We start from the raw sequence: 14,577 nt of genomic DNA on the forward strand, positions 1-14,577 counted from the left end.
TTTGTGGAAGAATTTCTATTAAATAACTATGGAATAATAACACACTCTGTTGAAGCCATGGCAGCTATAACGGGTGTGTTTTTGTTTAAACTATACAAAAATACTGAAGTAAAGTATTTTATTTACTTTTTAGTTTATCTAACGATTTGTGATTTTTTTGGACAATATAAAAATTATGTTGACAATGGGTTTCTTAATTTTTTAAAAAAAACGATTTTCGCAACAAACCATTGGTGGTCAACATCTTATTGGAAAGTTGGAGCTATACTTTTTTTTGTATTTTATTACTCAAAAATATTAAAAACAGTTCAGTTTAAAAATATAATTAAGATAAGCGGTTATGCTTTTTTCTTTTTTTCTGTAATTTATATTGCTCTTAATTGGGGTAAGTTTTTTAATACATTTTTCCCAATCATAAGTATTCTAGGTGCTATTATTATATTTTTATGCTCGGTGTTTTATTTTATTGAAGTCTTACAAAGCGATAAAATATTAACCTTTTATAAGTCTATAAATTTCTATATAAGTTTTGCAATATTTATTTGGTGGTTAATTATTACACCTTTAGTGTTTTATGATATATACCATTCAAATGATGATTGGAATTTTATTTTCTTAAAATGGCAAATCTATCTATTTGCAAATATTTTTATGTACTCAACCTTTACATTTGCTTTAATTTATTGTAAACCTGATTCTAAAAATGAATAACTATTTAAATATATTTTTAACCCAAACTAAGCCTGTTTCTACAGCTTCTGAACGCTATTTGCTAATATATATGATTATGGTATTAATCATTATTACGGCTTTAGTTGTTGTGTTTTTTGTGGTCTTTCAAAGACGAAAAAACAAGTTGCTCATGGATAGGATTAAGCAGCAACAAGCTTTTGAAGAAGAAATTGCATTGGCTCAAACTGAAAGCCAAGAGCAAACATTAAAAAACATTGGTTGGGAGTTACACGATAATGTAGGACAGTTATTGGCTTTTGCAAGTATGCAGTTAAGTATTTTAAAAACTCAAGTTACTGATGATGTAAAGGATAAATTTAAAGATACCTCTGATGCACTTAAAGAGAGTTTAAAAGAAGTACGCTCGCTTTCAAAAACATTAAATAATGAGGTAGTGCTAAACATCGGTTTTGAAAAATCTATTAGTAATGAATTAGATCGTTTAAAAAGGATGAAATTTGCTTCTGCTCAACTTAAAATTAAAGGAAATAAAGTTGATTTTAGAAATAGAAAGCACGAAATTATTATTTTTAGAATATTACAAGAATTTTTATCAAACTCGGTTAAGTATTCTGATGCTAAAAACCTCAAAATCATTTTAGAGTATAAACCAAATACTTTAATAATTACTGCATCAGATGACGGAAAAGGCTTTGATATAACTACTATTGAAAAAGGTTCAGGTTTAATAAATATGCAGAGTAGAGCGGCCTTAATTAATGCTGAATTAGATTTGTATTCAAAATCAAACGAGGGTGTAACATTAACTTTAAGCTATCCAATTTAGTAATTACGAAAGCCATTTAAAAAGAATTTTCAATAGTTTTAATTTGCCTCTGTATGGCGCATATCTAAGAGGTGGGTCAAACCAATTTCCTCGTTTTATAATAGCTTTATTATGCGAAAACGTATCGAAACCAAATTTGCCGTGATAAGCTCCTATGCCACTAGATCCAATGCCTCCAAACGGTAAATTAGAGTTGCCGTAATGAATTAAAGTGTCGTTAATTACACCACCGCCAAAACAAAATTTTTCAATAGTATTTTTAATAAAAAATTTATTTTTTGAAAACACATAAAGCGATAACGGTTTTTCAAAATGCCATATTATTGATTCAATATCGCTTTCAGTTTCATAAGAAAGAACAGGTAAAATTGGTCCGAAAATTTCATCTTTCATCACATTGCTGTCTAAATCTGGCTCATCAATAAGCGTTGGCGCTATGTATAATTCTTTTTCATCAAAGTCACCACCGTGTGCAATATTTACATCATTTAGTAGGTTGGTTAATCTTAAAAAGTTTTTATGATTAATTATCCTAGGGTAATCCTCAGAATTTTTAACATCACCATAAGCTTTAGTTATTTCATGCTTCAAATTATTTATCAAATCATTTTTTATTGAAGCTTTTACAATTAAGTAGTCTGGAGCAATACAGGTTTGTCCGCCATTAAAGAATTTACCCCAAACCAAACGTTTAGCCGTAAGCTTTAAATTTATGGTGTCATCTATAATGCAAGGTGATTTGCCACCCAATTCTAAAGTTACAGGTGTTAAATGTTTTGCTGCAGCTTTAGCCACAATTTTTCCAACAGATACACTTCCAGTAAAAAAAATATAATCCCAATGCTGTTTTAAAAGTTCAGTAGAAACAGGGATACCGCCTTGAATAACTGTGGCCATCTCTTCTGGAAATATGTTTTTCACAATATCTGCTATCAGTTGTGATGTATTTGGTGTGAGCTCACTAGGTTTTAAAACTACGGTGTTACCTGCGGCAATTGCTATTATTAAAGGGTTTATAGCGAGTTGAAACGGGTAATTCCAAGGGCCAATAATAAGTACGGTGCCGTAGGGGGATTTATAAATATAATCTTTGGATGGAAATAATAACAAAGACGATTTTACCCGTTCTGGTTTACTCCATGTTTTAAGATTTTTTATTGCTAAATTAATTTCAGTTATTATTAATCCATTTTCACTTAAAAAAGCTTCAAACGAGGACTTTTTAAAATCTTTATATATAGCACCAAAAATATCTTGCTCACGCGCTATAATTTCTTGTTTTAGTTTTTTAAGCAAATTTATTCTTAAAGAAATGCCTTTAGTTTTTTGTGCTTTAAAAAAGGCTTTTTGAGCAGAAATTATATTAGGAATAGTATTCAATGTCGTTTTTTATAAAGATACTAAATTAAGCTAAGCAAGCCTTCCAAACCGAATCTTTAGGTAGTGGAGCAGTTATATGAATTGTTTTTTTAGAAACAGGATGAATAAATTGAATCTCTCTAGCATGCAGATGGATACCAGCATCTTTATTACTTCTGTCAAATCCGTATTTTAAATCGCCTTTAATGGGGCAGCCCATAGTTGATAACTGACTTCGTATTTGATGATGTCTCCCAGTTTCTAAATTGATTTCTAATAAAAAATAGTTATCGAGTTTCTTTATTGCTTTATAGTGAAGAATCGCCTTTTTACTATCGGCTACTTCTTTATTATAAGCATAAGATTTATTATTCTTAGGATTTTTTTTTAGCCAATTAATGAGTGTGTCTTCAGCTTTTTGTGGTTCGTTTTTAACAACAGCCCAATAAGTTTTACTAATATTCTTTGAAACAAATAACTTATTAAGTCGCGGTAAAACTTTGCTTGTTTTTGCAAAAATTACGAGGCCAGAAGTTGGTCTGTCTAATCGATGCACAGTGCCTAAATACACATTTCCTAGCTTATTGTATTTATCTTTTATATAGTCTTTTACAACGTCGCTTAATGGCTTATCTCCAGTTTTGTCGCCTTGAACAATATCACCAACACGTTTGTTGATGATGATGATGTGATTGTCTTCGTAAAGCACATTAAGATTTGATTTATTGGAAAGAATTTTTTCTGACACGAATTCTATAATTTTGTTTGTCTCCCAAAGACGTTAAGACGTAAATTTTTTAAGCGTTTGAGTAAGACTGAATACTGAGACTGTGAACTTAATACTGTTCATTGTCATTAGGGAAATCCTGTGTTTTTACATTATCAACATATTGCGAAATAGCACTAGTCATGTCTTCATATAAATTCATATATCTTCGTAAAAAACGTGGATTGAATTCATGTGTCATTCCCAACATATCGTGTAACACTAAAACTTGACCATCAACACCGTTTCCAGCTCCAATTCCAATAATAGGAATGCTAACGCTTTCGGCAACTTGTTTAGCAAGTTTAGCAGGGATTTTTTCAAGCACAATAGCGAAACAGCCTATTTTTTCAAGCATTTTAGCATCTTCAATTAAATCTTCTGCTTCTTGCTCTTCTTTTGCTCTAACCGTATATGTCCCAAACTTATATATAGATTGAGGTGTTAATCCTAAATGTCCCATCACAGGAATTCCAGCATTTAATATTCGTTTTATCGATTCTTTTATTTCGCGTCCGCCTTCCATTTTTACTGAATGCGCACCACTTTCTTTCATAATTCTAATTGCCGAACGAAGTGCTTCTTTTGGATCACTTTGGTAACTTCCAAAAGGTAAATCTACTACTACTAGACATCTATCAATGGCTCTAATTACAGATGATGCATGATATATCATTTGGTCTAAAGTAATTGGCAACGTGGTTTCGTGTCCAGCCATTACATTACTAGCTGAATCCCCAACAAGAATAACGTCAATGCCTGCACCATCTACAATTTTTGCCATAGTATAATCGTAAGCCGTTAGCATCGATATTTTTTCACCATTGGCTTTCATATCAACCAATGTTTTAACGGTAATGCGTTTGTATTCTTTTTTTGCTGTAGACATTTTTAGTTTCTTATTTTGATAGAATGTAAAAATAGTAAATTAAGTATTATACCAAGTGATATTTATCTCGCAAAGACAGCAAATTGAAAAAGAGCATATTGCATAAGACAGAATACAAAAGAAGAACTGTGAGTTTTTAAGAACTTGAGTAAGCTTGAAAACAGAACCTAACAATCTGTTAAATAAACTCCAACGGCTAAACCACCCTCTGAGGTTTCCTTATATTTAGAATGCATATCTTTTGCTGTTTCCCACATCGTATTTACTACTTTATCCAATGGTACTTTTACATTTTCAGGATTTGTATCCAATGCTAGTTCTGCTGCATTTATAGCTTTTATAGCACCCATAGCATTGCGTTCTATGCAAGGTATTTGAACCAATCCACCAATAGGATCGCAGGTTAGCCCTAGGTGATGTTCCATAGCAATTTCTGCGGCTACTAAAACCTGTTCTGGTGTGCCACCAAGCAATTCGGTTAATGCACCTGCAGCCATAGCCGACGATACCCCTATCTCTGCTTGACAACCACCCATGGCAGCACTAATGGTTGCCCCTTTTTTAAAAATACTTCCGATTTCACCAGCAACTAATAAAAAACGCTTGATATCTTCAAAATTTCCATCATGGTTCTCAATAACTAAATAATACATAAGAACAGCAGGAATAACACCAGCACTTCCGTTGGTTGGTGCTGTAACTACACGACCTAAAGCAGCATTAACTTCGTTGACTGCCAAAGCAAAACAACTTACCCATTTTATAATTTGTCTAAATTTAACTTCGGTATCTCTTATAGAGTAAATCCATTCTACAGGATTATTATATGGTCTTTCGCCTTTTAAATTTTGATGTATATCGTAAGCGCGTCGTCTTACATTTAAACCTCCAGGAAGGTTTCCTTCTGTATGGCAACCTATGTACATGCATTCTAGCATAGTGTCCCAAATGCGTTGTAGTTCGCTATCAATATCTTCTTCTGAGCGAATAGATTTTTCATTTTCTAAAACAACTTGAGAAATAGGCAAATTCAAATTTTTACAAAACTGTAAAAGCTCTGTGCCTTTATCAATAGGATATGGAAAAGTGCATTTTATTTCAAAGTTTCGTTTATGATTTGTACGTTCTTCTTTTACAACAAATCCACCGCCAATAGAGTAGAAGGTTGATTTTGATTTCCGTCCATTAATAATAGCTGTAAAAGTCATTCCGTTAGAATGAAATGGCAAAAACTTTCTATTGAAAACAATATCAGTTTCTGTGTTAAATACTAAAGATTTTTCACCATTAAAAAGTAATGTTTTGGTGTTTTTAATGGCAGCAACTGTTTTATCGATATCTGCCGTTGGAATAGTTTCTGGATTAGCACCACTTAAACCTAGCATTACAGCATAATCTGTGGCATGACCCTTTCCTGTTAATGATAGTGAACCGTATAAATCTACAGAAATAGTTTCAACTTTATCAAACTTATTTGCTGTTTTTAACTCTTTAATCCAACGTTCGGCAGCGCGCCAAGGACCAAGTGTGTGTGAACTTGAAGGGCCAACACCAATCTTTAGCATATCGAAAACAGAAATACATTCCATAATTACTCAATCGTTATAGTTTGGCAAATATAAATTGTTTTGCAAGCAATTATATTTTTTTTGACACGAATTTCATTAATTATCTTGAATGATTTAATCTTGTTGTTATTATACTAAGATTCGCAGAGTTTAGGTGTTCCCCGCTCTAATTAGATAGCGTCCAGAACATAAAAAATGAAGAAAGACTGTTTGCTAGCGACTGTTGACTGAAAATCTGACACTGTGTCAGCATTTTTTAGTTGGCATAAAGATTGACTTATACAAACCGAATTAAAAAATGAACATTCAACACAAATAAAAATATTATGAGTAAAATTATTGGAATCGATTTAGGAACAACCAACTCTTGCGTTTCTGTAATGGAAGGTAACGAACCTGTTGTAATCCCAAACGCAGAAGGTAAACGTACTACACCATCGGTAATCGCTTTTGTTGAAGGAGGTGAAATTAAAGTTGGTGATCCAGCAAAACGTCAAGCAGTTACAAACCCAACAAAAACCGTTTATTCTATTAAACGTTTTATGGGAAATAAATATTCTGAATCTAAAAAAGAAGCAGAACGCGTACCATATAAAGTGGTTAAAGGTGATAACGATACACCACGTGTAGATATTGATGGTCGTTTATATACGCCACAAGAATTATCGGCTATGATTCTTCAAAAAATGAAGAAAACTGCTGAAGATTATTTAGGAACATCAGTAAGCGAAGCAGTAATTACTGTACCAGCTTATTTTAACGATGCACAACGTCAAGCTACTAAAGAAGCTGGTGAGATTGCAGGTTTAAAAGTTCGTAGAATTATAAACGAACCAACTGCAGCTGCATTAGCTTACGGTATGGACAAAAAAGGAACAGACCAAAAAATAGTGGTTTTTGACTTTGGTGGAGGAACGCATGATGTATCTATCCTAGAATTAGGTGATGGTGTATTTGAAGTACTGTCTACAGATGGAGATACACACCTGGGTGGTGATGATGTTGATGAAAAAATAATCAACTGGTTAGCAGACGAGTTTAAGGCAGAAGAGTCTATGGATTTACGTCAAGACCCAATGTCTTTACAACGTTTAAAAGAAGCTGCTGAAAAAGCTAAGATTGAGTTATCATCTTCAGAGCAAACAGAAATTAACTTGCCATATATTACGGCTACTGCAAGTGGACCAAAGCACTTAGTGCGTACACTAACACGTTCTAAATTTGAGCAATTAATTGACGATTTAGTAAAAAGAACAATTGAACCTTGTCAAACGGCATTAAAAGCTGCTGGCTTGTCAATTAAAGATATTGATGAAGTTATTTTAGTAGGTGGTTCTACACGTATTCCTGCGGTACAAAAGGCGGTTGAGAAGTTCTTCGGAAAAACACCAAGTAAAGGTGTAAATCCTGATGAAGTTGTTTCTTTAGGTGCTGGAATTCAAGGAGGTGTTTTAACAGGAGATGTTAAAGATGTACTACTTTTAGATGTAACACCTTTATCCCTTGGTATTGAAACTATGGGTAATGTAATGACAAAGCTTATTGAAGCGAATACAACGATTCCTACCAAGAAATCGCAAGTGTTCTCTACAGCAGCAGATAATCAGCCTTCTGTAGAAATTCATGTATTACAAGGAGAAAGAGCGATGGCTGCCGATAATAAAACTATTGGACGTTTTCACTTAGATGGTATTCCACCAGCAAGACGTGGCACACCACAAATTGAAGTAACTTTTGATATTGATGCTAACGGAATTATTCACGTAACAGCAACAGATAAAGCGACTAATAAAACACAAGATATTCGTATTGAAGCATCTTCTGGTTTAACTGAAGAAGAAATTCAAAAAATGAAAGCAGATGCTGAAGCTAATGCTGAAGCAGATAAAAAAGCAGTAGAAAGTGCTCAAAAATTAAATGAAGCAGATTCTATGATTTTCCAAACGGAAAAACAATTAGAAGAGTTTGGTGATAAATTATCTGATGATAAAAAACAACCAATCGTTGAAGCTTTAGAAGAATTGAAAAAAGCATACGAAACTAAAGATTTAGATGTTATTACTCCTGCTTTAGATAAAATAAACGAAGCTTGGAAAGTAGCTTCTGAAGAAATGTACAAAGCGCAAGCTGAAGCACAACAAGGAGCAGGAGAAGCACCAGGACCAGATGCTAGCCAAAACGGACAAGCAGAAGGAAGCGATGTGGAAGACGTAGACTTCGAAGAAGTCAAGTAGCCTGTCCTAAGCGAAGTCGAAGGGTAGACTTTGAAGAAGTTAAATAAAAAGCTAGAAGTTATAAAAACGCAATCAAATTAATGATTGCGTTTTTTTTATATGCGTTTTCTTACTAATATTGCTACTTGTTAAACAAACTTTAAAACATGAGAAAATTAAGCATTCTTTTTATAATGTTGACTGTTATATTTACATCCTGTAATACTGAAAGTGTTGATGTACTTATTAATTCTGAAGATATAGTTGGAATTTGGAAAGGAATAACTTTAGATTATAATGGAAAAACAGTGACTAATGCTCAAGGTCAAATTATAAATGCTGATTTTATAGGTGAAGCATATGATATGAATTATACGCTTACTTTCAATGAAAGCCCAAACATTATAGTTTCTGAAGGTAGTTATAGTATTAAATTAACAACTACAGTTTTAGGACAAACATCAACTCAAGATTTGGAAAATATTGAATTTTTAGAAGCAGAAACCTGGATTAAAAATAACAATACACTTACAGTTTCAGGAGGAGGTAAATCTTATGATTATAAAATTATTGAACTAACAGAAAATGAACTTAAACTATCAGTATCAACAGAAGAAGACTTATCGCAGCAAGGAGTAAGTATTTTAACTACAGTAAATGCAATTATGTCGTTTAATAAACAATAAGTATATTGTTTTTAGTTTTAAATGATGCCAATTCAGATTAAAAATACTTTATGGTAGATATGTATTAAGTTGAAAACTAACACTCCTTTTTCAGCATAAAGAAAGAACCTTATCTAAAATATTTCTGTAGATATTTATATCACATGTTGTTTTATTATGCGTGCATAATATTTGTTATATTTGTTAAACTAATTTCAAATCATGGCAACTAAACTCACACAACTTTTAAATATTAAGTATCCAATAATACAAGCACCTATGTTTTTAGTATCGAATGTTGCTATGGTAACCGAGGCAATGAAAGGTGGTATTGCGGGATGTATTCCTGCACTTAATTACCGAACGCTTGATGAATTACGTGCCGCAATAAAAGAATTACACCACAACAAAGTAGAAGGCGGTTCATTTGGATTTAATTTAATTGTAAATAAATCCAATCTAAAATATAAAGAGCAATTACGTGTGCTTTGTGAAGAAGGCTGCGATTTTATTATCACGTCTTTAGGTAGTCCAGAAGAAACCATAAATCAAGCCCATAAAGTAGGTATAAAAGTATTTTGCGATGTGGTCGATTTAAAGTTTGCAAAAAAAGTTGAAGTCCTAGGCGCAGATGCTGTTATTGCAGTTAATAACGAAGCAGGTGGACACCGAGGTAATGTAACACCAGAAAACCTAATAAAAGAGTTAGTGGCTAATTGTGATATTCCAATAATTTCAGCAGGTGGCGTTGGTTGTAAAGCAGATATTGATAAAATGCTGAGTTACGGAGCTGAAGGTGTTTCGGTAGGAAGTCCTTTTATAGCTTCTATTGAAGCTAGCGTTACAGACGAATACAAACAAGCTTGTGTAGAATATGGTGCTCAAGATATTATAATGACTGAGCGTATTTCAGGTACACCATGTACAGTAATAAATACACCTTATGTTCAAAAAATAGGAACCAAACAAACATGGTTAGAATCAGTTTTAAATAAAAACAAAAAGCTTAAAAAGTGGGTTAAAATGATTCGGTTTTCAATTGGAATGAACGCTACAAAAAATGCAGCAACCAAAGCAACTTATAAAACAGTTTGGGTTGCAGGACCGAGTATTGAGCACACAACAGAAATTTTACCAACTAAAGATATTATTAATCGCTTGATTAATTAGGTTTAAAATTTAAAGATTATTTTGATAAGAGTATAATATTATATACTTAAATTGCTTTTTATGAAGAAAATTCTAACAGCTTTTATCTTACTTTTTATTATTATCATAGGTTTAATCTATTGGTCGGTTTCAAGTACTGACAAGGAATTCGAACGAGGAAAACTCATAAATATTGACAACATCGAGTTGATAAATTTTAAAGATTATGATTCAGTTTTAATAGCAGCCAGTATGCTTTATGAGGGAGAAAATATCAAAGAATTTATACAAGGAGAACAATATAGAGAAGCTTGGTCAACACCAATAAAAGCGCCTGTTGTTTTTCTTGACACACTTTTTGGGGGTATGACTATAATAAAAGAAGGAGGAGGTAAACAAACACACTCATTAAAACTTAAGTCTCCTAATGGCATCATGTATACTTTACGAAGTGTTAATAAGGATCCAAAGCCTCTAATTCCAGAATTTCTAAGAGTATTGGGCCTTGAAAACATTGTTGTTGATGGTATCTCTGCTCAGCATCCTTATGGTGCTATACTAGCTGCAAAACTTGCGGAATCTTCTATGGTTATTCATACTAATCCCAAATTAGTCTTTATTCCAAAACAAAAGCTATTAGGAGAATTTAATGCTAAATACGGAAACCGCTTATTTTTATTAGAATACGAATCTGATAGCGAAAAAAACTGGACATCTCTTGAGAATATCATTAAGATTATTGATACTAAGGACTTGCAGAAGCTTAAATTTGGTAACCCTAAAAATGTAATGATAAATAAGAAAGCATTGGTGCGTTCTCGATTATTTGACCTTTTAATTGGTGATTGGGATAGACATACAAAACAATGGGGATGGGCTATTCAAAAGAATGAAGGTCAATATTTAGCATTTCCAATAGCAGCAGATCGAGACAATGCATTTTTTAATATAGAGGGTGTTATTCCATCTTTAATAGCAAATGAAAACATAGAGCCCATGCTACGACCATTTGAAAGAGATATAGATTTTTTACCAGGTCTTGTTTATCCTTTTGATAGGTATTTTTTACTTCAAACGCCTAAGGCTATCTTTATTGAGGAAGCAAAATACTTGCAGAACAAATTAACCAATCAGGTTATTGATAATTCTTTACGTGTTTGGAATAAAGCAATTTCTAATCTTGATGGAAAGGAAATTACAGAGAAAATAAAAAGCCGTAGAGATAGCTTAGTTCATTATGCCGTAGAATTTAAAAAAGTAATAGATGAGCGTGGAGAACTTAACGAGGCTTTAAAAGGGTCTGAGGATACACAAATTTCACATTCACTAATGAGGTGTTTCGAATGCCAATAAAATAAAAGAGACGTTTGTTACCTAAAAATAGTATTAACCACTTAGTTAATTAACCAAAGCAATTTTAGCATTTCTTTTGTTTTTTCCAACAAACAAACTAATAGTTGCACTTGCTGTTAAACCACCTAATGTAGTAGCTCCCCATTCTCCTGTGTCGAATTTGTTATTTTCTTTACCGCTATCATAAACTTCTTTTGCAAGACCAGCTAGGGTAGAAGCACCCAAACTATACCAAAAGGCTTTCTTTTTATTCTTTGTAGTAGTGTATACTATGGTGTAGGCTGTTGCCGATATTAAAGCACCAGCACCAAAATGTAACTTATCGTCCGTAGAAATAGTTTGTGCTTTACATAAGCCTGTAAAAGATAATGCTAAAATTATAATAAATGCCTTCATATTTAATTGGTATTTGGTTACTTAGGTATAATTGTAAGTAATATTTACTGTAGCACTAATAAATATTTGATGAAATACCTTTTTATTTGATTATTGGGCATAATTTGAATTAAATTTACTAATTAATTGAATATTATTGAGCTATGAAGATTACTGCAGAAACGCAACTTCGAACGTTATATGGTTACCCTAGCGGAAGAGCAAAAGATAAAGTGTTTTCTAGACTAGATAAACATGCCATTAATTTTATAGAAAAGTCGCCTTTTTTGATATTATCTTCGTCAAATAAAGAAGGAAAGCATGATGCATCACCAAGAGGAGGAGCATCAGGTTTTGTAAAAGTAATTAGTGATTCAGAAATTATTATTCCAGATGCCAAAGGCAATAATAGAATGGATAGTTTATCAAATATTATTGAAACTGGAAACATGGGTTTAATATTTTTAATTCCTGGAGTCGATGAAACTTTACGTATTAATGGTAGCGCATATTTATCAACAAACAAAAATCATATAAACTTATTTACTTCGGAACAAAATCTACCAAAAAGCTGTATTGTTATTACTGTTGAAGAAGTGTTTTTGCATTGTGCCAAGGCCTTTATGCGCTCCAAATTATGGGATGAGTCTTCTAAGATTAATCGTGACGAATTTCCAACTATGGGGCAAATACTTAAAGATCAGTTAGGTTCTAAAGAAGCACCAGAAACTCGTAAAGCTATGGAAGAACGATATCAAAAAGATTTATAGAATTTGTTTCCAAACCTTCAAAAGAATATCTTTGATTTATTATTATAAAGGTTTAGCATTTGCTAGTTAAAAAGGAATTGTGTTAAAATCACAAGCTGTCGCGCAACTGTAAGTAATATTAATTACAAGCCAGATACTTACTTTATAATAGACAAACTGTGCTTTCGCGATTAAAGCTAAGTCAAGACATTTTTACTTAATCATTAAAATTGTTTTAATAATTAATGTCTTGCTTCTTTATATCACTGCACCAAAAAAGAAGTTATGAAAACCAAAGAAAGATTTTTAAGAGGACCTTTGTTATGTTGGGATATTTATGCAATGTACTTAACAGAACAGACTACCAACTTTAATAGAGAGACAGAATTAGATACTTTAAAAGCCTTTAAAGAAAAATTCAATTGGTCATTAAATATTGAAAAATTATTTACAGACAAGGACTTTGAAGCACTAATACTTACAGATAATAATCAACACATTCAATGGGTAAATAAGGGGTTTACTAAAATGACAGGTTACCCTGCTAATTATGCTAAAGGTAAAAAGCCTAATTTTTTACAAGGTGAAGGTTCTTCAGAACAAACAAAAAGGAGTATTAGGAAAAACTTGAATAACGGAAAACAATTTAAAGAACAAATTATAAACTATAAAAAGGATGGTACACCATATAATTGCGAAATAGAAATCTTTCCAATTAAAGATAATAATGATAAAACCATCCATCATTTGGCTATAGAAAAGGAAATTGGAATGTAAAACAGCGTTATTTAAAGCTTCAATTTATAACCTTTTTTCTCCATCCAACCAGTAAAAATAACAACTAGTAAAGCAAAAATAAAAGACCCAATAAGTCCTACAATCCCTGTATTTAAAAATTCATCAAACCTTATTCCTGTTATGTTTCTTAATGGATATACAAAATAAGGAACCATATAGCAAGTAAGTGTTGCAGTACCGGCAGGAGCGATAATTTTAGCCCAATTTGTTTGCTTTTTAATATCGGCAATAAAGTATAAAATTGCAAAAGATATAAAACCAATACCAGAGCATATGGCTAACCACGATGGTGTACCTTGTAATTTAGAAATACCCCAAATAGGTCGTGTTAATAACCCGTAACTTATAAATATAATTCCAACAATTATAAGTGTTATAAATATCCACTTGCTATGATTTGCAGATAATTTTTTATAAAGCATTGTTGCAACAATTCCCGCTGAGGTTAATGCTGGAATAGTACCACCATAAATTACAGATAAGAAGCTTAAATTTTTATTAAGAGGCGGTAATAAATCCATTTGCCCAAAAACGGCAAGCGCATTAAATATAAGAAGTAGCGCTAGCATAATGTATAAGTTTCCTTTTGAAAAAACATACACCAAAGCATTTACTAAATATGCCCAACCAATAAGTCCTAAAATACCCCACCAATGGGTTTTCATGCCAATATCACCATTAGCCCCACCTTTATAAATAAAAGCCAGATATATAAGAATTAAAATACCGATGCCTTGTAAAATAGGATGCCATTTTTTTGGTATGGGGCTTTTTTTCCAATGCATCCAAATGAGTACAACTGCTAATGCCATAAGCATACACCACCAATATTTTCCAACACCTAAACTTTCATGAGCACTTTCATAATTCACCATAAAAACACCAATTATTAAAAGCGATACAGACCTAATTATGATATGTTTAGAAATAGAAATTGAGCTATCTCCTTTATTTTGTCGCTGCTTTATGGCGAAAGGGATACTAAGACCAACAATAAATAAAAAGAGCGGAAAAATAACATCCGAAAATCCTAAATAATCTTCTGATGCAGATGCGTGTTGTAACCATTTTGGCACACCAGTAAGTGTCCAGAAATCGTTTACCCATATCATTAAAACCATAGTTAATGCTCTAAGTATATCTATAGATGCTATTCTTCTTCTATTCATATTTT

Annotated in this window: 14 protein-coding genes and 1 riboswitch; of the genes, 8 read left to right on the forward strand and 6 right to left on the reverse strand. The window is 32.3% G+C overall.

Translation table 11 applies throughout. The annotated features are described in order from the left end of the window. Positions 1-3: 3 nt before the first annotated feature. Positions 4-711, forward strand: a complete 708-nt coding sequence (locus RG22_RS15815; protein ID WP_034045028.1) for a hypothetical protein — start codon at positions 4-6, stop codon at positions 709-711. Beyond that, positions 704-1,519 carry a sensor histidine kinase gene (locus RG22_RS15820; protein WP_034045031.1) on the forward strand — a complete coding sequence of 272 codons (816 nt, stop codon included), beginning with the start codon at positions 704-706 and terminating at the stop codon, positions 1,517-1,519. The genes RG22_RS15815 and RG22_RS15820 overlap by 8 nt, the downstream gene beginning before the upstream one ends. Before the next feature lie 3 nt (positions 1,520-1,522). On the opposite strand, the gene RG22_RS15825 is transcribed toward RG22_RS15820, so the two are convergent. From RG22_RS15825 to RG22_RS15840, 4 genes are all read right to left on the reverse strand, one after another. Next, a complete protein-coding gene (locus RG22_RS15825) occupies positions 1,523-2,890 on the reverse strand; it encodes an aldehyde dehydrogenase (RefSeq protein ID WP_052143855.1) in 1,368 nt (455 codons plus the stop codon). Positions 2,891-2,924: 34 nt separating this feature from the next. Next, positions 2,925-3,626, reverse strand: a complete 702-nt coding sequence (locus tag RG22_RS15830) for an RluA family pseudouridine synthase (protein WP_034045037.1) — start codon at positions 3,624-3,626, stop codon at positions 2,925-2,927. Positions 3,627-3,714: 88 nt separating this feature from the next. After that, positions 3,715-4,533 (reverse strand): 3-methyl-2-oxobutanoate hydroxymethyltransferase, encoded by an 819-nt coding sequence (gene panB, locus RG22_RS15835; protein WP_034045039.1) that lies wholly within the window; start codon positions 4,531-4,533, stop codon positions 3,715-3,717. A gap of 167 nt (positions 4,534-4,700) precedes the next feature. Continuing rightward, complete coding sequence (locus RG22_RS15840; protein WP_034045040.1) at positions 4,701-6,122, reverse strand: L-serine ammonia-lyase; 1,422 nt, start codon at positions 6,120-6,122, stop codon at positions 4,701-4,703. 305 nt (positions 6,123-6,427) lie between these two features. Here RG22_RS15840 and dnaK point away from each other — a divergent pair, with 305 nt between their 5' ends. The 4 genes from dnaK (at position 6,428) to RG22_RS15860 (ending at position 11,481) form a co-directional block, all read left to right on the forward strand. Next, complete coding sequence (dnaK, locus tag RG22_RS15845; RefSeq protein ID WP_034045042.1) at positions 6,428-8,335, forward strand: molecular chaperone DnaK; 1,908 nt, start codon at positions 6,428-6,430, stop codon at positions 8,333-8,335. 146 nt (positions 8,336-8,481) lie between these two features. Beyond that, the gene (locus RG22_RS15850; RefSeq protein WP_156113406.1) at positions 8,482-9,000 is read left to right on the forward strand and encodes a lipocalin family protein; all 519 of its coding nucleotides are present in this window, start codon (positions 8,482-8,484) and stop codon (positions 8,998-9,000) included. A 201-nt stretch (positions 9,001-9,201) separates the two neighbouring features. Further along, a complete protein-coding gene (locus RG22_RS15855; protein WP_034045045.1) occupies positions 9,202-10,149 on the forward strand; it encodes an NAD(P)H-dependent flavin oxidoreductase in 948 nt (315 codons plus the stop codon). A gap of 60 nt (positions 10,150-10,209) precedes the next feature. Then, on the forward strand, positions 10,210-11,481 hold the full coding sequence (locus RG22_RS15860; protein ID WP_034045048.1) for a hypothetical protein: 1,272 nt from the start codon (positions 10,210-10,212) through the stop codon (positions 11,479-11,481). A gap of 45 nt (positions 11,482-11,526) precedes the next feature. Here RG22_RS15860 and RG22_RS15865 read toward each other — a convergent pair whose 3' ends face one another. Next, positions 11,527-11,877, reverse strand: coding sequence for a hypothetical protein (locus RG22_RS15865; RefSeq protein ID WP_034045050.1), 351 nt, complete (start codon positions 11,875-11,877; stop codon positions 11,527-11,529). Positions 11,878-12,020: 143 nt separating this feature from the next. Between RG22_RS15865 and RG22_RS15870 the strand changes: the two genes are divergently transcribed. Both RG22_RS15870 and RG22_RS15875 read left to right on the forward strand, forming a co-directional pair. After that, entirely contained in the window at positions 12,021-12,626 is a 606-nt protein-coding gene (locus RG22_RS15870; protein ID WP_034045053.1) for a pyridoxamine 5'-phosphate oxidase family protein, read from the forward strand. Positions 12,627-12,656: 30 nt separating this feature from the next. Further along, positions 12,657-12,785, forward strand: a riboswitch (cobalamin riboswitch). 105 nt (positions 12,786-12,890) lie between these two features. After that, a complete protein-coding gene (locus tag RG22_RS15875; RefSeq protein WP_052143787.1) occupies positions 12,891-13,382 on the forward strand; it encodes a PAS domain-containing protein in 492 nt (163 codons plus the stop codon). A gap of 11 nt (positions 13,383-13,393) precedes the next feature. On the opposite strand, the gene RG22_RS15880 is transcribed toward RG22_RS15875, so the two are convergent. After that, positions 13,394-14,572 carry a heparan-alpha-glucosaminide N-acetyltransferase domain-containing protein gene (locus tag RG22_RS15880; RefSeq protein WP_034045056.1) on the reverse strand — a complete coding sequence of 393 codons (1,179 nt, stop codon included), beginning with the start codon at positions 14,570-14,572 and terminating at the stop codon, positions 13,394-13,396. Between the last annotated feature and the right edge of the window lie 5 nt (positions 14,573-14,577).

Origin of the sequence: Wocania ichthyoenteri Th78, from assembly GCF_000789235.1 — a bacterium.
GTDB classification, from domain to species: Bacteria; Bacteroidota; Bacteroidia; order Flavobacteriales; family Flavobacteriaceae; genus Wocania_A; species Wocania_A ichthyoenteri.